This window comes from Arthrobacter sp. UYEF36 (genome assembly GCF_040547025.1).
In the GTDB taxonomy this organism is placed as follows: domain Bacteria; phylum Actinomycetota; class Actinomycetes; order Actinomycetales; family Micrococcaceae; genus Arthrobacter.
In genome coordinates this window covers 34151-53548 of sequence record NZ_JBEPOX010000002.1, presented here as the reverse complement: position 1 = coordinate 53548, position 19398 = coordinate 34151, and the positions used below count along the sequence as shown (strand labels likewise).

The window sequence follows — 19398 nt, the reverse complement described above, 5'->3', positions numbered from 1 at the left end:
AACCCCAGGAGACCCGAATGACCGCCGAAACCGCCAAGAAGCCGTCCGTCCTGTTCGTCTGCGTCCACAATGCGGGCCGCTCCCAGATGGCCGCAGCCTTCCTCACCACCCTGTCCAAGGGCGCCATCGAGGTCCGCTCCGCCGGCTCCCAGCCCGCCGACAAGGTCAACCCGGCCGCCGTCGAGGCCATGGCCGAACTCGGCATCGACATGTCGGCCGAGATCCCCAAGGTCCTCACCACCGAGGCCGTCAAGGAATCCGACGTCGTCATCACCATGGGCTGCGGCGACACCTGCCCGATCTTCCCCGGCAAGCGCTACGAGGACTGGGAACTCGAGGACCCGGCCGGCCAGGGCGTCGAGTCCGTCCGCCCGATCCGCGACGACATCAAGGCCCGCATCAAGAACCTCATCGCATCCCTCATCCCCGCCGCCAAGTAACCGGCACCAAGACCAAGGAGCACGACCGTGAGCGCTGACACCGGAAACACTGAGACCGGAAACACTGAACAGCTGATCATCATCGGATCCGGCCCCGCCGGCTACACCGCGGCGATCTACGCCGCCCGGGCAGGCCTGTCGCCCCTCGTCATCGCCGGGGCCGTCACCGCGGGAGGCGCCCTGATGAACACCACCGAGGTGGAAAACTTCCCCGGCTTCCCCGGCGGCGTCCAGGGCCCCGAGCTTATGGACGGGCTCCAGCAGCAGGCCGAGAAATTCGGCGCGCAGGTGGTGTTCGACGACGTCACCGAAGTCCAGCTCACCGGCCACCTCAAGCGTGTGGTCACCGGAGCCGGTGAGACCCACGAGGCGCCCGCCGTCATCCTCGCCACCGGCTCCGCCTACAAGGAACTCGGCCTGCCGGAGGAGAAGAAGTTCAGCGGGCACGGGCTCTCCTGGTGCGCCACCTGCGACGGGTTCTTCTTCCGCGACCAGGACATCATCGTGGTCGGCGGCGGAGACTCGGCCATGGAGGAAGCCACGTTCCTGACCCGCTTCGGGAAGTCCGTCACGGTCGTGGTCCGCAAAGGCGAGCTCCGCGCCTCCCGGATCATGGCGCAGCGCGCCAAGGACAACCCCAAGATCAGCTTCGCGTGGAACTCCGCCGTCACCGCCATCCACGGCGACGCCAAGGTTACCGGTGTCACCCTGACGGACACCCGCACCGGCGAAACCCGGGAACAGGCCGCCACCGGCATCTTCGTCGCGATCGGGCATGTCCCGCGCACCGAGCTGCTCACCGGCCAGGTGGAGCTCGACGCCGAGGGCTACATCAAGGTCGACTCCCCCACCACCGTCACCAACCTCTCCGGTGTCTTCGCGTGCGGGGACGCCGTGGACCACCGCTACCGGCAGGCCATCACCGCCGCCGGCACCGGCTGCGCCGCCGCCCTGGACGCCGAACGGTACCTCGCCGCACTGGACGACGCCGACAGCATCGCCACCGCCCTCGTCGAGGAACCCACCCATGCCTGAGAGCGGTCAGAAGCACGCCGTCCTGTTCGTCTGCAGCAAGAACGGCGGGAAGTCCCAGCTCGCCGCCGCGCTCCTCAAACAGCTCGCCGGCGATACCGTGACCGTGCTGTCGGCCGGCACCACACCGGGCACCTCTCTGAACGCCGAGTCGGTGGAATCCCTCGCCGAGCTCGGAATCGACATCCGCCACGAACACCCGAAACCGGTCACTGATGCGGCGATCGACGCCGTCGACGTCGTGGTCATCCTCGGGACCGAAGCGAAACTCGAATCCCGGGCGGGAAAGCACTTCGAGGTGTGGGAAACCGATGAGCCCTCCCAGCGGGGCATCCAGGGCATGGAACGGATGCGGCTGGTCCGGGACGACATCCGCGGCCGGGTCGAGGCGCTGTATGCGGCACTCGGTCCGGGGCACGGCGTTCCGTCGGCAGACGCTCCAGCCTGACCCTCCGTCCGGGGAGGACTAGGGTGAATCATGGATACCTCCCCGGCGTGGGACCGCCCCATTTCGTCCCTCTATACCGACCACTACGAACTGACCATGCTGCAGGCGGCCCTCCATTCCGGCGCTGCGGAGCGAAAGACCGTGTTCGAGGCGTTCGCCCGCGGACTGCCGGAGGGGCGCCGGTACGGGATCGTGGCCGGAACCGGGCGGCTGCTTGAGGGCCTTGCCGGCTTCCGCTTCGGCCCGTCCGAGCTGGACTTCCTGGACCGGACCGGCGTCGTCAACACCGGCACCCTGGACCGGCTCGCGGACTTCCGCTTCTCCGGAGATATCTGGGGCTACCCCGAGGGGGAGGCCTACTTCCCCTACTCCCCTGTCCTGATCGTGGAATCCACTTTCGCCGAAGCCTGCATCCTGGAGACGTTCGTGCTCTCTGTGCTCAACCACGACAGTGCCATCGCCTCGGCGGCCTCCCGGATGGTCAGTGCTGCGGGCGGACGGCCCTGCATCGAGATGGGTTCGCGCCGGGCCCAGGAGGAAGCCGCCGCCGCGGCTGCCCGGGCCGCCGTCATCGCGGGCTTCGCCGCCACGTCGAACCTGGAAGCCGGCCGGCGCTTTGGCCTCCGGACGGTCGGCACAGCGGCGCATTCCTTCACCCTCCTGCACGACACCGAACGCGATGCGTTCCGGGCGCAGTTGGACTCGCTCGGACCCGGGACCACACTGCTGGTGGACACCTACGACGTCGAGGCGGCGGTCCGGACCGCCGTCGAACTCGCCGGCGACAAGCTGGGGGCGGTGCGGCTTGATTCCGGTGACCTGCTGGCGCAGGCGCGGTGGGTCCGTGAGCTGCTGGACCGGCTGGGCAACGTGCACACGAAGATCGTCGTCACGTCCGATCTCGACGAATATTCCGTTGCGGCGCTCCAGGCCGCACCCGCTGACTCGTACGGCATCGGGACGGCGCTGGTCACGGGTTCCGGCGCCCCCACCGCCGGCATGGTCTACAAGCTGGTCAGCCGCACCAACGACACCGGGGAATTCATCGCGGTGGCCAAGAGCTCGAAGAACAAGATCAACGTCGGCGGTCGGAAGCACGCGGTGCGCCGGCTCGACGGCTCGGGCACGGCCACCCACGAAGTCCTCGGGGTTGGCCGCCCTCCGGCGGAGGAACCGCATGGCAGGCCACTGCTGCAGCAGTTCGTGCGGGATGGAGAGCTCCTGCCGGGCTGGACCGGGCCGGAGGCCGTGGCGCGGGCCCGGCGCCGGCACACGGAGACCATGGCCGAACTTCCCGCCGTCGTGAACCGGCTTCAGCGTGGCGGACCCGCCATTCCGACCATCTATTCGTGAGGGCGGCGCCGTGCGCGCCGGAATCCTTCCGGCAGGTCCACGGGACCGGCCGAGGGATCGTTGCGGCGGTCCAGTTCATCGGTGACGAGCCGCAGCAGCTTTCCGGCGGACTCCGAGAGGTCCCTGCCGGTCTCCGGTGAGGCCAACTCGACGCATTGCAGCAGCGCCGAGCGGAGACGCACCAACTGCCGGGAGGGCACCAGGGGCCAGCGGCGGAAGGAATCGAACATCAGTTCCGCACCGTGGGTGTGGGTGAGCGAACCGTAGCCGCCGGCCAGTTCCGGCCTCATGCTGCGCGCCCCCGGTCGGCGGGGCCTGCTCCGAGTAGGCGGCGCCCCTGCCATCCCGAGTCGCGGATCATCTCCACGGCTTCAGGGTCTGCGCCGGTCAGCTTGCGCAGGTCCACGACCGTGTCGAGGCCGTACCCAAATGAACCTGCCCGGCGGGCAACTGCGATAAGACCTGAGACGTTTCGAACGGTGAGTTGGCCCACCGGTGATAGGAGTGCGGATTCCGAACTGAGGTCGACAGCGACGGTGATGTCGAGTTTGCTGGTCATAGTAAAAGATCCCCTGTGAAGCATGTAAGGCCGACTGCATGACCACGTCTAGGATACCCGGACCGCCGTGAGCCGCGTCACAATGACGTCACAGCCGCCTGGTCTTCAGCTCCGTTTCTTGGTTCGGGAGGTCGCCGGCGCCGTCCACGGATCCTCCGGCCAGGGATGCCGGGGGTACCGGCCCCGCATCTCGGCACGGACCTGCGCGTAGGGCCCGGACCAGAAGGAGGCGAGGTCGTCCGTCACGGCCAGCGGCCGCCGGGCCGGCGACAGCAGATGGAACAGCACCGGCACCCCGCCGCCCACGAGGCGCGGCGTCTGGTCCCAGCCGAAGCACTCCTGGAGCTTGACCGCGACCACCGGTCGCGCGCCGTCGTCGCCGACGGCGGGATAGTCGATTTTGACCCAGGAACCGCTGGGCACCTCCAGCCGTTCCGGGACCAGCTCCCCGAGCCGGGCGGCCTCGGGCCAGGGCAGCAGTCGACGCAGCGCCTCCGCCAGGTCGATCCCGCTCGTGGCAGCGCCGCCGGCCAGCGCCTCGAGTTCCGGTGCGAGCCACTCTTCGAGGCGGGAGAGCAATGCCGGATCGGACACGTCCGGCCACGGGTCCCCGAGTTCCCGGTGCAGCAGGGCAAGGCGGCGGCGCAGGGCGTCCGCCGCCGTCGACCATCCAATCGTTCCCAGACCCTCTTTCTCCAGCGCCCGCGCTACTGCCGCCCGGCCGGCAGCGGCGGACGGGCGGACCGGCGTGGAGGAGAGGACGATCGCGCCCAGCCGGCGCTCCTTCCGGGCCGTGACCCGGCCCTGGCTGAACATGGCCACCACGGTCTCGCTCAGCAGGTGCCGGGCGGCAGCCTCGGCGGTGTCCGCCGTCAGCGGTGCGGCCGAACGGATGACGGCGCCGGTGCCGGCCGCGTCGCGGCCCTGGGCCCGGGAGACCTCGGCGACAGCGAGCCATTCGTGCCCGGACAGGGAGCTTCCGGCCGGAAGTCCGGCCCGCGTCCCGGAGCTGAGCAGGTAGCGCTCCGGTCCTGCTCCGGGGACCCTGCGCGCCACCCGGTCCGGGAAAGCGAGGGCGACAACGACCCCGACGGCTTCCCGGGGGGTGATCGCCGCCGTCAGGGGCGGGGATGCGACGCCGGACCGCTCCAGCCGTGCGATGGTTTCCATCCGCCGGACGTCGTCCGCCCAGAGCCGGGACGCCGGATCCTTGCCTGAGCGCAGGCCGGCCAGGAGGCTCGGGAGATCGGCGCCGGGGGCGCGCTGGTCCCCGGCGACCAGCGCGACGGCTTCCGCGGCGGCGCGGTTCCCTACGGCGCCCGACCCGTCCAGCAGGGCCCGGGCCAGCCGGGGATCTGCGGGAATCCTGGCCAGCGCCTTGCCGAGATCCGTGGCCAGGCCGTCCGGTGCCACCGCGCCGAGTTCCCTCAGCACCTCCACGGCATCGTCCATCGCGGACTGCGGCGGGGCGTCCGGCAGTGACAGCCCGCGGCCCCCGGGCGATCCCCAGCACGCCAGAACCAGGGCGGCCCCGGTGAGGTCAGCGACGGCGATCTCCGGCGTCGGGTGGGCCGGCGCGGCGCCATAGGTCTTTTGGTCGTAGCAGCGGACCACCCGTCCCGGTCCCTGGCGGGCTGCCCGTCCGGCGCGCTGCTCGGCGGAGGCGCGGGAGCAGGACACGTTCACGAGCCCGGACATGCCGCGGCCCGCGTCCCGCCGCGGCTCCCGGGACAGTCCGGAGTCGATGACCAGCCGGACTCCCGGGACCGTGAGGGAGGATTCGGCGAGAGAGGTGGAGACAATGATCCGCGGGCCGCCGCCGGGCAGCCGTCCGGATACGGCGCGGTCCTGCTCTGCCGGGCCGATCTGCCCGTGCAGTTCCAGGACCTCCGCGCGCGAGCGGCCGCGCAGCCGTCCCGCGATGTAGGACACCTCCCACGCTCCCGGGACGAACACCAGGGCATCAATGTCCAGGCCGGCTGCGAGGGCTTCGGCATGCGAGGAGGCGGCTGTGTCTGCCACATGGTCCAGGAAGGCCCGGGTCACTCCGCGCTCATCGAGCCTGGGCACCCCGGCCGGCACCCAGTCCACCTCCAACGGATACAGCGCAGACGGACAGTCGACGACGGGCGCCGGGCGGCCGCCGTCGTGATCCGCCGCGTCGCCTCCGGCTCCGATGAGTGCAGCGTACCGCGGCGCGTCCAGGGTGGCGGACATGGCGACGAGTGCGAGGTCGCCCCGCAGCTGGCGGACCTCGGCGAGCATGCCCAGCAGCAGGTCGGTTTCGAGGCCGCGTTCGTGCACTTCGTCGAGGATGACGGCACCGGCGGTTTCCAGTCCCGGATCCGCGAGCAGGCGGTTCAGCAGGATCCCCGGGGTGACAAATTCGATCAGGGTGCCCGGGCCGGTCTGGCGTTCGCCGCGGACCGTGTACCCGATGCGGTCCCCCAGCCGGCTGCCGTCCAGCGCAGCGAGGCGCCGCGCCGCTGAGCGCGCGGCGACCCGGCGCGGCTGGGTCACGATGATGCGTGCGTGGGAGCCGGGTCCCTGCTGCCGTGCGGCATTTAGGACGAGGTTGGCCAGCAGCGGCGGGACCAGCGTGGTCTTGCCCGTGCCCGGCGGCGCCTGCACCACGGCGGTTGCGCCCGGGCTTCCGGCCCGCAAGGCGTCGGCCAGATCGCCGAGCGAGTGCCCGAAGGCCAGGCCGCATCCGATGACCTCCAGCTTGAACGGCGCGGGAGCAAGGGGCAGCGGAACAGCCGGAGTAGTCACACCTCCATTGTGCCTACAAAGCCGGGTCACCTCGATCCGCCCGGATCCGGTGCGGCGCGCCCGGTCATTCCGGCGAAGAACGCCGCGTCGCGTCGACGGCGGGACTTTCGACTCATGCGGTTCGATCTCCGGCGCGCCTAGGCTGGGACATGACCGACTCCGAGATGCTCGAGGTGGAGCGAAAATACGACGTCGGCGAGGATGATGAACTGCCGGTCCTGGAGTCGTTGCCGGGGGTGGACCGGGTGGGGCCGCCCGAGGACGGGTCCCTCGACGCCGTCTACTTCGATACCGCAGGCCTGGTACTGGCGTCCCGCGGGATCACCCTGCGCCGGCGGACGGGTGGACATGACGCCGGGTGGCACTTGAAACTTCCCGTGGCGGTAGGGGAACGTCAGGAATTCACGGCGCAGTTCGGCAAGAAGCCCGAGTCGGTGCCGCGGCGGCTGCGACGACTCGTCCAGGTCCATACGAGGGACCAGGACGTGATTCCGATAGCAAGGCTGACCACCCGGCGCACCACGCAGCGCCTCTTTTCGTCCGATGGAACCGCTCTGGCCGACTTCAGCGATGACCGGGTGGATTCCCACACCCTGTTGGAGCCGCAGGCACACTCCGTGTGGCGGGAATGGGAACTCGAACTCATTGACGGCCCCAAGAGGCTGCTCAAGGGCGCCGACGCGCTGCTCGCTGAGACCGGCCGCCGCCCGTCGGCACTGCCATCCAAACTCGCCCGGGGATTGGGCGAACAGTATCCCGCGGCCGCCAAACCTGTACCCGCGGAGCCTGAGGGACCAGCTTCGGCAGTCCTCCTGTCCTACCTGAGCCAGCAGGTCGAGGCACTCAAGAAACATGACCCCGGAGTCCGGGAAAACACGCCGGACTCCGTGCATCAGCTCCGGGTGGCCGCACGCAGGATCCGGTCCGTGCTGGCAACCTTCCGGAAACTTGCCGACCCCGGCGTCACCGGCGCGCTGCGCTCGGAGCTTCAGTGGCTTGCCGGCTGCGTGGGCGAGGCCCGGGACAACGAAGTGATGCGGGCCCGGCTGCTGGACTTGATCGGCACCGAGCCGCCGGACCTCCTGCTGGCTCCTGTTGCGCGGCAGATCGAAGGGCATTTCGACGCTGTGGCCCACGACGCCCGCGCGAAGGGGCTGGCTGCGTTGAAGAGTGCCCGCTACTTCCGCCTGCTCGATGCGCTGGATGCGTTCCTGGCGGAACCGCCGCTCACTGAGACGGCCGGGAAGGAAGCCATGCAGACGGTTGGCCGCCTCGTCTCGAAGCAGCGCAAACGCTTGAAAAAAAAGGTCCTGGCCCTCGACGTCGATTCCGACAGCCCCGCGACGGAAGCCGCGCTCCATGAGGTCCGGAAGAGTGCCAAGCGACTGCGCTATGCGGCAGAAGCGGCCGCCCCGATTCTCGGGAAACGGGCCACCACCGTTGCGCGGGCCGCCGAAGAGATTCAGGAGAGCCTGGGCGATCACCATGACAGTGTCGTCACCCGGGAGCTGTTGCGCGAGTTGGCCGCCAACCACCGCGGGAAAAGTGCGTTCACCTACGGGCGGCTGCATGCTCTGGAGCAAGTGGCCGGTGAAAAATCCCGCGAGCGCTTCTTCCGCACCTGGAAGTCGGCTCCGCCCGAGCCACTCCGCTGGAAATAGGGGGTTCTGGTCTCCCGGCGTCAGCGACCCGGCGGGGGAATAACCAGCACGGGTCTACGTTGCAGCCCGGCCAAGTTCACTCCAACCGATCCCTCCAGCATCCGCTCAACGGCTGCCAGCCCGCCGGGGCGTTGTCCCCCGACGATCAGCAGCGAGGCGTCCGTGCTCGCCGCCAGCCGGCCAAGAGCCTGGGCAACGGCGCCGTTCAGCACCCGGAATGACCATTCCTCCCCCGGCGGGCCCAGTACGTCTTGGAGGACGCCCCGGACGTGGCTGGAGGGGAAGTCCGTCTCACTGTTGACGGCCGGATCCAACGATGCGCTTGTCCGTGAGGCTGCGGGTTCCCACTCCGTGAGGTAACTGGCCGGATCCACATAGGCGCAAATCAAGTGTGCGTCCAGCTGTGCAGCCAGGCTGGCGCCGGACCGGATCAGGGATTCAGAAGGTTCCCAACCCACCCCGAGCACCACCGGGCCGGACGGCCGTTCCGTGACCACCGGAGGCGGCCGGACATCCTTTGGGGAATCCATCAGAGGGGGCCAGCGCCGGGTGCTTCCCGCACATCCATAACTGTCAGGATAGCCGCCGGAAGGAACGGTGAGGGCGGAACCTGCCTAGGAAACCTGCAGTCCGCCGTTGATGTCGTAAGTGGCCGCTGTGATGAAGCCGGCCTCCTCCCCCATGAGAAAGGTCATCAAAGCTGCCATCTCGTTTACTGTGCCCACGCGGCCCACCAGGATGTCCTTGGACATTTCCCGCTTCCGTTCCTCAGTCAGGGTGCCGCCCATGATGTCCGTGTCCACAGGCCCCGGTGCGATGCAGTTGATGGTGATCCCATGCTCACCCATCTCGCGTGCCAGGGCGCGGGTGAAGCCAATAATGCCGGCCTTGGCCGCGCTGTACGCGACCTTGGAGTAGGTGCCACCGCCGCGCTGGGCGGAAATGGACGAAATGCTGACCACCCGGCCGATCTTCCGGTCAATCATGCCACCGAGGACGCGCTGGGTGACCAGGAAGGTCCCGGTCATGTTGATCGCGAAGACGCGTTCCCACCCTTCCTTCGTTTCTTCCATGAAGGTGCGCGGCGAGCTGATGCCGGCAATGTTCGCCAGGCCCACAACGGGAGGCAGCTCCGCCTCCACGCGGCTGATGGCGGCATCAATGGAGGCCTCGTCCGAAACGTCCGTCTGCAGGCCCAGCGCCTTTACCCCGTGCTTCGCCTCAATCTCCTTGGCCGCCAGCGCGGCTGCTTCGCCGTCGATGTCCAGGATGGCAATGTTCCACCCGTCACGGGCCAACCGGTCGGCCGTGGCGCGCCCAATCCCGCGCTCGGAGGCGGCCCCGGTGAGGACCGCGGTGCGCTCGGCCGGGAAAATTGCGGTTTCGGTCATGCTGTTTCAACTCCTGTGTTGGATTCCTGGTTGCTGATGAAGCGTTCATAATCGTCGTAGGTCTGGTTGATGTGCGCCTCCATGGCCTTGCGGGCCTTTTCCGGGTCCCCCGTGGCAATCGCCGCCAGGACCAGCCGGTGGTGCTCGAGGGCATGGCGCTGGACTTCGGGGAACGCTGAGGTTTCCCGGCGCGTGGTGTAGAGCAGCTGGCCGAGCTGGCCAAGCAGCGCCGGGAGGAACGGGTTGGCTGAAGCCCGGAAAACTGTGTTGTGGAAGGCGAGGTCTGCGAGGGTCACGGCATCCAGGTCCAGGGCGTCATGGGCCTTCTCCAGTTCCGAGATCGACGCTCCCATGGCAGCCAGATGCTCGGGCGTGGCGTGCCGGGCGGCCAGCTCGGCGGCCCCGGTTTCCACCATGCGCCGTACTTCGAGAAGCTTCAGTGACACTTCTCCAATGCCGGTACCACGCGCCGCGGCGCGGAGGATGGCCTCGAGCCCCGTCCATTCGTCCACCGGATTCACGAAAGTACCCAGACCTCGCCGCACTGTCACGATATTTTGGGCCTGAAGCGTCTTCAGAGCCTCGCGTACGGTCAGTCGACTGACATCCGCGGCCTTGGCTATCTCCGTCTCCGCCGGCAGTGACGTGTGCGGCTTGATGTCCCCGGAGAGGATGCGTTCCAGGATGTCCGCAAACACTGAGTCAGCGAGCGTTCGGCGGCTCATCGGGCTTCCCTTCCTGCGGCTTGTCAGATGTCTTACGTCCGGATAGTGTGGCACCCGTCACTCGATGGAGTCAATTCCGCACGGCACCTGGCGCCTTCGAGGAGTGGCCGGGCACAGCGCCCGAGCTCTTGTCCCCCAAGGAGTACATCAACGTGGATCTACAACTACTACTTGCGCTGGTTCTGGGCATCGCGACTATCGTCGTGCTCGTGCTTCGCACCCGGCTGGACGCATTCGTAGCGTTGCTTATAGCCGCCCTCGTGACCGGCCTGGTGGCCGGTCAGTCCCCCCTCGACATCGTCAAAGCAATCACCACCGGCTTCGGCAACACCCTCGCCTCGATTGGCATCGTGATCGGTCTGGGTGTGGCCATCGGCAAGATCCTGGAGGTCTCGGGAGCTGCCAACGCGCTTGCCCTGGCCTTCCTGCGGCTCTTCGGCAAGGGCCGGGAACCCTGGGCGCTGGGCACCGTCGGCGCCCTGGTGTCCATCCCGGTATTCTGCGATTCCGGTTATGTGATCATGAACCCGCTGGCCCGCTCCATCGCACGGGTCAAGCGCGCCGGCTATGTGACGCTGGCCCTGGCGCTGGGCGCAGGCATGACCCTGACGCATCACCTCGTGCCGCCGACGCCCGGCCCGCTGGCCGTGAGTGGCCTGCTGGGCGCGGACCTGGGTGCCATCATCATCACGGGCCTGGCCTTCACCGTCCTCCTGCTGCCGGTTGTGGTGGCGTATGCGAAGTGGATGGGACCCAAGCTCGAAAGTTCCGTCACCGAGGAGGTCCGCGAGGCAGTTTACGGACGGGCTGCGCTGGTGGGCGCCACCGAAGGATCGCATCACGGCACCACGGGAACGATCACCGAAAATTATGCCGACGCTCCTGCGCAGGCAGAGCTCCCGGACGATCCTGAGCTGGAACTCGGCACTCCGCCCGCAGGCGCCAAACCGCACCGCGTCGGCGCGTTTCTCGCCTCCCTGCCTCTGCTGGTCCCGCTGCTGCTGATCGTCCTGAACACGGTCACGGGTGCTATCGACCAGAACGCACAGGGCGTTGTCGGCGCCAAATACGAACCGTCCGATTGGGTTGTTCCGTTCGCCTTCATCGGCAACCCGGTGATCGCACTGATCATTGGCGTACTGCTGGCCGTCTACGTGCTCCTGCCGCGCTGGACTCCGCGCACCAAGGTCCAGGGCTGGTTTGCTGACGCAGCTGCCTCTGCTGGCCTCATCCTGCTGATCACCGGTGCCGGCGGCGCGCTGGGACAGGTGCTCCGCAGCTCCGGTGTGGGCGACGCGTTGGCGGAGGCCATTGCCGCCACCGCACTGCCGGCCTTCCTTGTGCCCTTCCTGGTAGCCACCCTCGTCCGGCTGGCCCAGGGTTCAGGTACGGTGGCGATGATCACGGCGGCCTCCGTCACGGCCCCACTGGTGGGAACACTCGGTATCGATCCGCTGGTGGCCGCAATGGCCTGCACCGCCGGATCCATGATCCTGAGCTACTTCAATGACTCCTACTTCTGGGTGGTCACCCGGTTCGCCGGGCTTGAAGGCACCGCAGCCCTTCGCGGCTGGTCGGGCATCACCACCGCTGTCTGGGCTGGATCTATCCCGCTGCTGTTCATCCTGAACCTCATCATGGGCTAAGTTCACCTGCTGGCTCAGTGGTCAGCAGAAGACACGCACGACGCTCGGCTGGGATTTCCCGGCCGGGCGTTGTGCGTGGGCGTCCGTCCGTCCCGCCGTCCACCAGCACCATTCCCAGCAAGAACGTAATGTGGCTGCGGCTCAACACGGGTCCCCCAATGACTCGTTGCCCTTCCATTGCCCACGGAATCCAGACGTCCCCCGACGGAGCCGGAACAAGCCGTGTTTGGGCCGTCTGTTGGTTGGGAGTGGCGAGCTAGAGTGGGAGCCCAACGTCGATGGGGTGCGTATGGAGAATCTACCGAGGCCGTCCGAGGCCAGAGATCCCGGGCCTTTCTACCACGGCACAAAGGCTGACCTGAAGCCGGGGGACGTGCTGGAACCCGGCTATAGCTCGAATTTCGGCGAGCGAAAGAAGGCCAACTACATCTACTTGACCGCAACTCTTGATGCGGCAACTTGGGGAGCCGAACTCGGGGTGGGCGAGGGGCCGGGCAGAATTTACCGTGTGGAACCCACTGGCCCCTTTGCGGATGATCCCAACCTGACCGATAAAAAGTTCCCGGGCAACCCGACGAGGTCCTACCGAACCCGGGCGCCACTGCGGGTAGTTGACGAGATCGTGGATTGGGAACCGCACTCCCCCGGGGTCCTTCAGAACATGCGGAACCACCTTGAAGAACTCAAAAGGCTTGGCATCGAGGCAATCAACGACTGAACCAGGCCGCGTCGGCAGAAGCGGCCCCTGTTTGAGGTGGAGAACGACGGCGTAGCCGGCGCCGCTCAGGACTCCGCCGCGGAACGGGCCGTGCGGCTCAGCTGCTCTGCAGGTCCAAGTGGTGCTCGGCGACGACGTTCGGGTGGGCCCGCAGCCGGTAGCGGAGTGCGTTGTCTCCGTAGGTTTCAAGAATGGGGCTGTCCGTTGGATCAACGGACAGGCCGCGGGCCCTGGCCTGGAACTCCGGGCTCACCGCGAGCTGCGGCATGGTCGCGTCCAGCGCCGGGTTGAAGAAGAACGGAAGCGAAATACGGTCAGTGCCGCGCAGGGGCGAGATCACCCGGTGCAGGGTCGCCTTGAGGTAACCGTTGGTAGCCAGTTCGAGCATCTCGCCGATATTAACGACGAACGTTCCCGGCACCTGGGGGGCGTCGATCCACTGCCCCTGGTACTCGACCTGCAGCCCACCCTTTCCTGGCTCCACGAGCAGCAGCGTCAGGACGCCGCCGTCGCGGTGGGAGCCCACGCCCTGCTTGGGCTCCGGGTTGGACTCTCCCGGGTACCGCACAATTTTCAGCAGGGGAAATGCCCGTGCGGCGAAAGCCTCGTCGAAAGTGTCTTCGGGCGCACCGAGGGAGACCGCCAGGGCACGCAGGAGGGTCAGCGAGATGGTACTCAGCCGCTCGGTCCACTCCAGGACAATGCCCCGCATTTCGGGGAGGGCCTCCGGCCACAAGTTGGGGCCCTCAAGACGCCAGTAGTCGGCGACGCCCGGCCCCGGCTCCACCACAGCACGCTCAACGCCGATATCAATCTGCTCGCGCCAGTCGACGGCACCGTCGGTGAGTTCGCCGCCGACTCTGGTGTATCCACGGAATTGCGGGCTATTGACGTTCTCGACAGCGAGCTTCTGCTCCTCGGGCAGCTCGAAGAAGCGCCGGGAGACGTCGAGCATGGAATCCGTCAGCTGCTGCGGGATCCCGTGTCCGGCCAGGTAGAGGAAGCCGACCTCATGCATGGCGTTGCGCAGGTCATCACGAAACCGCGAGGCCTCCTCCGGGCCCGCGCTCAATCGGGATAGGTCCAGGACGGGCAATGATTCGAGGGGCACCTTGTTAGTCCTTTTCGATGAACTTGGCAAGCTGGGGACTGTACTTTCTTCAATGTTACGGACTGAAGGGCGGACTGGGACATTAGCATGTCGAATTGAGACATTCGAGAAGCTGCGCCGGCTGTCCACCCTCATCACGGCACCCCCGCAGTGGTCGGGCGAGACCGGACGGCCGGACGGGGAACATGCAGGGCGGACTGCCGGGCACGACGATGGATCACATACTCGGCCACAGCCAGATTGATCACCCAGGCCGCCGTCATCAGCAGTGCGCGGGTCAGTTCGTCGGGGGTTCCCACGAGCAGCATCCAGGGCAGAATCACCACGGCCTGGGTTCCCGCCGCGACGCCGATCGAATAGCCGCGCGTCATCCATGCACCGTGCCGAACGAAATCCCGGCGCTTGATCGCTATCACTCCACGAATGATGCTGACCAGCATGGCCGAGCCGAAGAGCAGCCGGACCGGGACGTCCGTGTCGCCGTCCGGGAGGGGGTAGAAGGCCGACATCCACAGCCCGGAGAGGGCAGCGAGCAGGCCAGCCGGGATGAGGATGCCTCCGGCGACGCGGTGCCAGCCTCGTCTGCCCCGCAGCGCGGGAACGAACTGGAATGCCCCAAGCAGGCTGTAGACCGTGACGCTGACGATGTGGACCACGACGGGGACCGGGGAGGCAAAGAACCTCGCATTCTGGGGCGTGATGGCGGCGCCGCCGGCCAGTTCCGTCATCCTCGACGCCCCGGCGATCACCGGGATGAGGCTCAGGAGGATCAGCCCGGCGGGTACGAGCCATTGGGGCGCCGTGCGCCGGCCGGGCCGGAGGGCGCTGCTGGGTGATGTTGTCATGGCCTGGTCCTCAATGCAGGTGGTGTACGGCGTACACCTAATAGGGCCCAACCGTAGGTGTACGCAGTACACTTGTCAAGAGGATGCCGCTAGGGAAAGGTTGTCGGATGACTCAGCAGCTGGAGGCCGCACGCCGCACGCCCTTGAACCGGGAGCGGGTGCTGCAGGGCGCCGTCGCACTCGCTGATGACGTCGGCCTGGAGTCGCTCAGCATGCGCAGGCTCGCTGAAGACCTCGGCGTGGTGCCAATGGCGATCTACAAACATGTCTCCAACAAGGACGAGCTGCTCGACGGGATGGTCGCGAGCCTGATCGGCGAGATCGATCCCCCGGGGACGGAGCTGGGCTGGAAAGGCGCCGTCCGCTTGCGGGTGCTTTCGGCGAGGCAGGCGTTGCAGCGGCACCCGTGGGCACGCCGGGCCATTGAATCGCGGACCAACAAGACCCCCGCGGTTCTTGACTACATGGACTCGTTCGCGGGAATGTTCCTGGCCGGCGGCTTCTCTGCCGACCTCACGCACCACGTGATGCATGCCCTCGGGGGCCGCATGTGGGGGTTCACCCAGGAGCTGTTCGACGATCCGGCGGTCCCGACGGCGGAGTCCCCTGCCGGGATTTCACCGGAAGCCCAGGCCGCCATGGTCGAGCAGATGGCGGCCCGGTATCCGAACATCGTAGCGATCGCCACCGCGGCGACGCACGAGGAAGGGTCGGTCGTGGGGCACGGCTGTGACGACCAGTTCGAATTCGAGTTTGCCCTCGACCTGCTCCTCGACGGCTTTGAGCGGCTGCACGAGCAGGGCTGGTCATCGCGGCAGGCGAAGCTGAACCGTCCCCGGGCCGGGAACCAACAAGGCGTGCCCTTGCCTCATTAGGGACTTCGGAGGAGGATGTGCGGACACTCCAGGAGGCCTGTCATGACCAAACTTGGCAAGTTTGAGAAGTACCTGATCGAGGAATTCTTCGACGATTACCGCGCCGGCGCCATGAGCCAGCGGACGTTCACGCGCCGGGTGGCTTTCATTACGGGCAGCATGGCCGCGGCCTCGGCGGCGATGCTGCTGGTGGGCTGCACTCCGGAGGAAGTACCGCGCAGCACCGACCCCATGCCGACCCCCACCCCCAGCCCCTCCCCGTCGGGCACGGGAACCGGCACCGCCTCCCTTGGCCCGGTGCCGGGAGCCAAGAGCCCGCTCTCCGTTCCTGAGGGAGCGCCCGGTCTGCTGACAGAGACGGTGCGATTCCCTGCCGAGGGAACAGACATCAGCGCCTACCTTGCCCGGCCGGAGGCGGGTACATCCGGACCTGCCGTATTGATCTGCCATGAGAACCGCGGGCTGACTGCGCACATTGAGGACGTGGCTCGCCGTTTCGCCAAGGCCGGCTACGCTGCCCTGGCGCTGGACCTGCTCAGCAGGGAAGGTGGCACCGCGGGCATGGACCGCGACGCCGTCCCGGGCGCATTGACGGCGGCCGGCGTCCAGCGCCATGTTTCCGATTTCGCGGCGGCTTTTGATTACCTGCAGACAAAGGACTTCGTCGACGAGGGGCGCATCGCCATGACCGGATACTGCTTCGGCGGGGGCATCACGTGGCAGGCGGCGACGGAACTGCCCGGACTGAAGGCGACTGCAGCCTTTTACGGGCCCTCCCCCGAATTGGACAAAGTCCCGACGATTCAGCCGGCTGTGTTCGGCGTCTACGCTGAACTGGATCAGCGGATCACGGGCGCACTGCCGGCGCTGCGGGATGCCCTCGCTGCCACGGACGTCCGCCACCAGCTCACCGTCTATCCCGGCGTCGACCACGCTTTCCACAATGACACCGGGCCGCGTTATGTTGAGGCGCAGGCCACCGCCGCCTGGAACGACACGCTGGCCTGGTTCACCAAGTACGTGTGAGCCCGTTGTTGCACGGCTTTTACTTAGGATTTACCTGCCGTTCCTTGTGGGTCCCGGGGGGCCTGCAACAGACTGGATATCACGAGATGAACTGATCTTTCGTGATCGGTCGACGAGGGCACCGGGACACGGACGCAGTGATGCGTTCCGGCCTGATCCGCGGTAGTGACGCCGAGGGACGGGCTCCCCAGACCGGGAGGATGGCAATGGCCGGCAAATTTGAACTGTTTGTTGACGCGGAGTCGAGGTTTCGATTCCGGCTCAGGGCACCGGACGGCACCGTGATGGCGGTGTCGGCTGCGTTCCGGGACAAGTCCGCTGCCGTCGCCGGCATCGCCGCCGTGCGGGAGTGCGCCGGGATGGGGCTGATCACGGATCTGTGTTCCGGGGCCAGCGGGCCCGGCCGGGTTCAGGAATCAGCGCCTTCCGGCGACGCCCCGCTGGCCCGCCATGGCTGGCACAGGAGGGCCGACGGCTTCCACAGCCGCGCCAAGACCATCCGGCGGGCGTCATCCGTGCCCCGGTGGACCGGCGCAGCGTAGGCAGATCCGGGATGACGGGCGCTACGAACCCGCTGTGGGGGCTACGGGTGCGCTCCGTCCCCGTACCAGCGCAGGACCCGCAGCGCGCGCAGGGTGTTCCACCGGCTGGGCCGCCCGTCTCCGCCCTCGAGCTCAAAGTGGACCTGTCCGGGGTGCGTGTTTTCGAGCAGCCAGGTGCCGTCGGGCTGCCGTTTGGATCGGAGCAGTTCGACTGCCTCGGCCATGCGCGGGTCGGGCGGACCACCGGCGGAGCGGAAATACTCCAGGGCACGGAGCACGTCGTAGTGCCAGCGGGTCGGGAATGAGAACTCCAGCCAGGCCGGGTCGATGACCTCGCCCGTGCTTTTGCGGCGGAACAGCCGTCGTTCAAGGAGGTACTCCTCGGCACGGCGACGCGCCTCGATGGATTCCGCGGAGCCGCCTGTTGACTGCTCATGCGCCAGGAGGCCCTCGAGGACGTTGATCGTCGTCGCGGCCGAGGAAACGACTGCGCCGTACTCTGCCCAGCAGTTCCACCCGCCGTCGTCGAGCTGTTCACTGACCAGCCGGGCGACCACGCCGTGGACGTCCTGCCCGAAGTAGGCGCCGAGCCCAACCGCCATGCCGTTAATGCACGGCTCGACCTCGCCGGTGAAATAGGGCTGTCCGCCCTCCTCCCAGCGGCAGTTGTCCCGCACCAGCGCCACGGTCCGGCGCATCTGCTCGCTGCCCGGCTCGACGCCGAAGTCTCGCAGCTGCAGGAGGCTGTAGGTGGTGGCGGTCCAGGGCTGGGTCCCGTCGTCGGCCCCTTCATGCCCGGTGGAGTCACCCTGGCTCTCTGGGGTGTCAGCTCCATCAGGAGGCCCGACGCAGGAATCGCCGCCTTGCCCGGGGAAGTACGCTCCCCCGGCCCATTGGCCATCGTCGCCGCGCAGAGCCAGCAACCGGGCGCCCCACCCCTCGGTCGCCACCCGTGCGCGCTCGGCAGCCAAGACGTCGGAAGGTGCGCCGGCAAGATCCCGCAGCGCCTGCCATCGGATGGATGGATCACTATCCAGCAGCCAGTCCAGAATGGTCATGCGCCGATTGTAGTGGTCCGAGTCCTTCCGTGCCATCGCCACTGCCGACGTTTTGTCAGTCCGGCCCGCTCCTAACCCTCGCAGTCAACGCAGTATGCGTGGCCGTTCTTCTCACGCGCGATCTGGGACCGGTGCCGGACCAGGAAACAGGAATAACAGGTGAATTCATCCTCCGCCTGGGGGATGACCTGGACGATGAGTTCCTCGGCGACGAATTCTCCGCCGGGGACGATCGAGTCGTCCAGCGAATCCGCCTCATCCAGCTCGCGCACCACGCTTCGGGCGTCCGGAGCATTCGCAGACTGCAGCGCCTCCAGGGACCTGTCCTGCGATTCCTTGACGTCGGAACGTACTTCATCGTAATCGGTTGCCACTGACGTGATTCTCTCTTCTTCGGATTGCGGGTCGGATAGCTGTTCAACAGATGGACCTGCTCCAGTATTCCCCCTCACCAGAAGTTCCTTGGTCCATGACCCGGATACGGGCCCGCCGGTAGCGGCTTTCCCGCAACCCCCAGCAGCCCATAGCAGTCCATAGTTTGTACATTCGTTCGATTTACGGCTATATTCTGGTGAGTTTCTTTGGGGGGAAATGATGAACAAAGCGCAAAGGCGCGCCCACGTGGAGACTCCTTGTCGGGAGTGTGGCTCGCGGGTCATCCCGATCTGGAAAGACGAGCGGTCTGCGGCTTCCAGCCAGCCTGACTGGCGGGTGAGTGCCCGGCAGTGCAGCCGCCTGGGCTGCATCTTCAACGACACCCGGAACTGGCGGGAACCGTGACGCGCTTCCGGCCCACAAGCGCCCTGCAATGATGGATCAGTGACTATCGCTAAATCGGTTGTGCTGTTCGTGCTCGCTGCTGCGGCTGAAATCGGCGGCGCGTGGCTGGTCTGGCAGTCGGTCCGCGAGGGCAAGGACTGGTGGTGGGCCGGGCTGGGCGTCCTCGCACTGGGCGCGTACGGCTTCGTTGCGACCCTCCAGCCCGACGCGCACTTCGGACGCATCCTCGCAGCCTATGGAGGCGTCTTTGTCGCCGGCTCGCTCGCATGGGGAATGATGTTTGACGGGTTCCGGCCCGACCGATGGGACATCATCGGCTCCGTGCTCTGCCTGCTCGGCGTGGCCGTGATCATGTTCGCGCCACGAAGCGCCGGCTAGACCGGAGGCGCGGACCCCGTTGCGCACCGCCCGTCCAA

The 19398-nt window shown here is 67.3% G+C and carries 21 protein-coding genes; 11 read left to right on the top strand and 10 right to left on the bottom strand.

Going from position 1 to position 19398, the window contains the following annotated elements; all coding sequences use genetic code 11:
• The first annotated feature begins 17 nt into the window (after positions 1–17).
• The 4 genes from ABIB29_RS04290 to ABIB29_RS04275 are packed head-to-tail and all read left to right on the top strand — an operon-like array spanning position 18 to position 3273.
• Positions 18–440 (top strand): arsenate reductase ArsC, encoded by a 423-nt coding sequence (locus tag ABIB29_RS04290; protein ID WP_354170407.1) that lies wholly within the window; start codon positions 18–20, stop codon positions 438–440.
• 27 nt (positions 441–467) lie between these two features.
• Entirely contained in the window at positions 468–1475 is a 1008-nt protein-coding gene (gene trxB, locus ABIB29_RS04285) for a thioredoxin-disulfide reductase (RefSeq protein WP_354170406.1), read from the top strand.
• Positions 1468–1920, top strand: coding sequence for an arsenate-mycothiol transferase ArsC (locus ABIB29_RS04280; protein WP_354170404.1), 453 nt, complete (start codon positions 1468–1470; stop codon positions 1918–1920). The genes trxB and ABIB29_RS04280 overlap by 8 nt, the downstream gene beginning before the upstream one ends.
• A 30-nt stretch (positions 1921–1950) precedes the next feature.
• Complete coding sequence (locus ABIB29_RS04275) at positions 1951–3273, top strand: nicotinate phosphoribosyltransferase (RefSeq protein ID WP_354170402.1); 1323 nt, start codon at positions 1951–1953, stop codon at positions 3271–3273.
• On the opposite strand, the gene ABIB29_RS04270 is transcribed toward ABIB29_RS04275, so the two are convergent.
• From ABIB29_RS04270 to hrpB, 3 genes are all read right to left on the bottom strand, one after another.
• A complete protein-coding gene (locus ABIB29_RS04270; protein ID WP_354170400.1) occupies positions 3264–3563 on the bottom strand; it encodes a hypothetical protein in 300 nt (99 codons plus the stop codon). The genes ABIB29_RS04275 and ABIB29_RS04270 overlap by 10 nt on opposite strands.
• Positions 3560–3832 carry a hypothetical protein gene (locus tag ABIB29_RS04265; protein WP_354170398.1) on the bottom strand — a complete coding sequence of 91 codons (273 nt, stop codon included), beginning with the start codon at positions 3830–3832 and terminating at the stop codon, positions 3560–3562. Before ABIB29_RS04265 ends, ABIB29_RS04270 begins: the two co-directional genes overlap by 4 nt.
• 105 nt (positions 3833–3937) lie before the next feature.
• The gene (gene hrpB, locus ABIB29_RS04260; RefSeq protein WP_354170397.1) at positions 3938–6604 is read right to left on the bottom strand and encodes an ATP-dependent helicase HrpB; all 2667 of its coding nucleotides are present in this window, start codon (positions 6602–6604) and stop codon (positions 3938–3940) included.
• Positions 6605–6753: 149 nt separating this feature from the next.
• On the opposite strand from hrpB, the gene ABIB29_RS04255 reads away from it, so the two are divergent.
• On the top strand, positions 6754–8265 hold the full coding sequence (locus ABIB29_RS04255; protein WP_354170395.1) for a CYTH and CHAD domain-containing protein: 1512 nt from the start codon (positions 6754–6756) through the stop codon (positions 8263–8265).
• A gap of 20 nt (positions 8266–8285) precedes the next feature.
• On the opposite strand, the gene ABIB29_RS04250 is transcribed toward ABIB29_RS04255, so the two are convergent.
• From ABIB29_RS04250 to ABIB29_RS04240, 3 genes are all read right to left on the bottom strand, one after another.
• Positions 8286–8795, bottom strand: coding sequence for a universal stress protein (locus ABIB29_RS04250; RefSeq protein ID WP_354170393.1), 510 nt, complete (start codon positions 8793–8795; stop codon positions 8286–8288).
• Between the two features lie 84 nt (positions 8796–8879).
• A complete protein-coding gene (locus ABIB29_RS04245) occupies positions 8880–9656 on the bottom strand; it encodes an SDR family NAD(P)-dependent oxidoreductase (RefSeq protein ID WP_354170391.1) in 777 nt (258 codons plus the stop codon).
• The gene (locus tag ABIB29_RS04240; RefSeq protein ID WP_354170389.1) at positions 9653–10381 is read right to left on the bottom strand and encodes a FadR/GntR family transcriptional regulator; all 729 of its coding nucleotides are present in this window, start codon (positions 10379–10381) and stop codon (positions 9653–9655) included. Before ABIB29_RS04240 ends, ABIB29_RS04245 begins: the two co-directional genes overlap by 4 nt.
• 152 nt (positions 10382–10533) lie before the next feature.
• On the opposite strand from ABIB29_RS04240, the gene ABIB29_RS04235 reads away from it, so the two are divergent.
• Complete coding sequence (locus ABIB29_RS04235) at positions 10534–12027, top strand: GntP family permease (RefSeq protein ID WP_354170387.1); 1494 nt, start codon at positions 10534–10536, stop codon at positions 12025–12027.
• 289 nt (positions 12028–12316) lie between these two features.
• Complete coding sequence (gene arr, locus ABIB29_RS04230) at positions 12317–12745, top strand: NAD(+)--rifampin ADP-ribosyltransferase (RefSeq protein WP_354170386.1); 429 nt, start codon at positions 12317–12319, stop codon at positions 12743–12745.
• A gap of 97 nt (positions 12746–12842) precedes the next feature.
• Here the strand turns inward: arr and ABIB29_RS04225 are convergent, their stop codons facing one another.
• Together ABIB29_RS04225 and ABIB29_RS04220 are read right to left on the bottom strand one after the other, a co-directional pair.
• Complete coding sequence (locus tag ABIB29_RS04225; protein ID WP_354170384.1) at positions 12843–13856, bottom strand: isopenicillin N synthase family dioxygenase; 1014 nt, start codon at positions 13854–13856, stop codon at positions 12843–12845.
• Positions 13857–13990: 134 nt separating this feature from the next.
• Positions 13991–14701, bottom strand: coding sequence for a DUF2306 domain-containing protein (locus ABIB29_RS04220; protein WP_354170382.1), 711 nt, complete (start codon positions 14699–14701; stop codon positions 13991–13993).
• 107 nt (positions 14702–14808) lie between these two features.
• Between ABIB29_RS04220 and ABIB29_RS04215 the strand changes: the two genes are divergently transcribed.
• The 3 genes from ABIB29_RS04215 to ABIB29_RS04205 all read left to right on the top strand — a co-directional run bounded on the left by ABIB29_RS04215 (position 14809) and on the right by ABIB29_RS04205 (position 17144).
• On the top strand, positions 14809–15576 hold the full coding sequence (locus ABIB29_RS04215; protein ID WP_354170380.1) for a TetR/AcrR family transcriptional regulator: 768 nt from the start codon (positions 14809–14811) through the stop codon (positions 15574–15576).
• A gap of 42 nt (positions 15577–15618) precedes the next feature.
• A complete protein-coding gene (locus tag ABIB29_RS04210; RefSeq protein WP_354170379.1) occupies positions 15619–16602 on the top strand; it encodes a dienelactone hydrolase family protein in 984 nt (327 codons plus the stop codon).
• A 206-nt stretch (positions 16603–16808) separates the two neighbouring features.
• Positions 16809–17144, top strand: a complete 336-nt coding sequence (locus ABIB29_RS04205) for a YegP family protein (RefSeq protein ID WP_354170377.1) — start codon at positions 16809–16811, stop codon at positions 17142–17144.
• Between the two features lie 41 nt (positions 17145–17185).
• Here ABIB29_RS04205 and ABIB29_RS04200 read toward each other — a convergent pair whose 3' ends face one another.
• Complete coding sequence (locus tag ABIB29_RS04200) at positions 17186–18202, bottom strand: prenyltransferase/squalene oxidase repeat-containing protein (RefSeq protein WP_354170375.1); 1017 nt, start codon at positions 18200–18202, stop codon at positions 17186–17188.
• A 71-nt stretch (positions 18203–18273) separates the two neighbouring features.
• Positions 18274–18576: a DUF4193 domain-containing protein gene (locus ABIB29_RS04195; RefSeq protein WP_354170373.1), complete on the bottom strand. Its 303-nt coding sequence runs from the start codon at positions 18574–18576 to the stop codon at positions 18274–18276.
• A gap of 445 nt (positions 18577–19021) precedes the next feature.
• On the opposite strand from ABIB29_RS04195, the gene ABIB29_RS04190 reads away from it, so the two are divergent.
• Positions 19022–19360, top strand: a complete 339-nt coding sequence (locus ABIB29_RS04190; protein WP_354170371.1) for a YnfA family protein — start codon at positions 19022–19024, stop codon at positions 19358–19360.
• The last annotated feature ends 38 nt before the right edge of the window (positions 19361–19398 follow it).

What these genes read in the sequence shown, in the direction of transcription:
- ABIB29_RS04280 (WP_354170404.1), top strand. Translation starts at nt 1,468, where the DNA reads ATGCCTGAGAGCGGTCAGAAGCACGCCGTCCTGTTCGTCTGCAGCAAG.
- ABIB29_RS04200 (WP_354170375.1), bottom strand. Translation starts at nt 18,202, where the DNA reads ATGACCATTCTGGACTGGCTGCTGGATAGTGATCCATCCATCCGATGG.
- ABIB29_RS04210 (WP_354170379.1), top strand. Translation starts at nt 15,619, where the DNA reads ATGACCAAACTTGGCAAGTTTGAGAAGTACCTGATCGAGGAATTCTTC.
- ABIB29_RS04240 (WP_354170389.1), bottom strand. Translation starts at nt 10,381, where the DNA reads ATGAGCCGCCGAACGCTCGCTGACTCAGTGTTTGCGGACATCCTGGAA.
- ABIB29_RS04205 (WP_354170377.1), top strand. Translation starts at nt 16,809, where the DNA reads ATGGCCGGCAAATTTGAACTGTTTGTTGACGCGGAGTCGAGGTTTCGA.
- ABIB29_RS04270 (WP_354170400.1), bottom strand. Translation starts at nt 3,563, where the DNA reads ATGAGGCCGGAACTGGCCGGCGGCTACGGTTCGCTCACCCACACCCAC.
- ABIB29_RS04215 (WP_354170380.1), top strand. Translation starts at nt 14,809, where the DNA reads ATGACTCAGCAGCTGGAGGCCGCACGCCGCACGCCCTTGAACCGGGAG.
- arr (WP_354170386.1), top strand. Translation starts at nt 12,317, where the DNA reads ATGGAGAATCTACCGAGGCCGTCCGAGGCCAGAGATCCCGGGCCTTTC.
- ABIB29_RS04275 (WP_354170402.1), top strand. Translation starts at nt 1,951, where the DNA reads ATGGATACCTCCCCGGCGTGGGACCGCCCCATTTCGTCCCTCTATACC.
- ABIB29_RS04290 (WP_354170407.1), top strand. Translation starts at nt 18, where the DNA reads ATGACCGCCGAAACCGCCAAGAAGCCGTCCGTCCTGTTCGTCTGCGTC.
- ABIB29_RS04245 (WP_354170391.1), bottom strand. Translation starts at nt 9,656, where the DNA reads ATGACCGAAACCGCAATTTTCCCGGCCGAGCGCACCGCGGTCCTCACC.
- ABIB29_RS04265 (WP_354170398.1), bottom strand. Translation starts at nt 3,832, where the DNA reads ATGACCAGCAAACTCGACATCACCGTCGCTGTCGACCTCAGTTCGGAA.
- ABIB29_RS04220 (WP_354170382.1), bottom strand. Translation starts at nt 14,701, where the DNA reads ATGACAACATCACCCAGCAGCGCCCTCCGGCCCGGCCGGCGCACGGCG.
- ABIB29_RS04255 (WP_354170395.1), top strand. Translation starts at nt 6,754, where the DNA reads ATGACCGACTCCGAGATGCTCGAGGTGGAGCGAAAATACGACGTCGGC.
- ABIB29_RS04250 (WP_354170393.1), bottom strand. Translation starts at nt 8,795, where the DNA reads ATGGATTCCCCAAAGGATGTCCGGCCGCCTCCGGTGGTCACGGAACGG.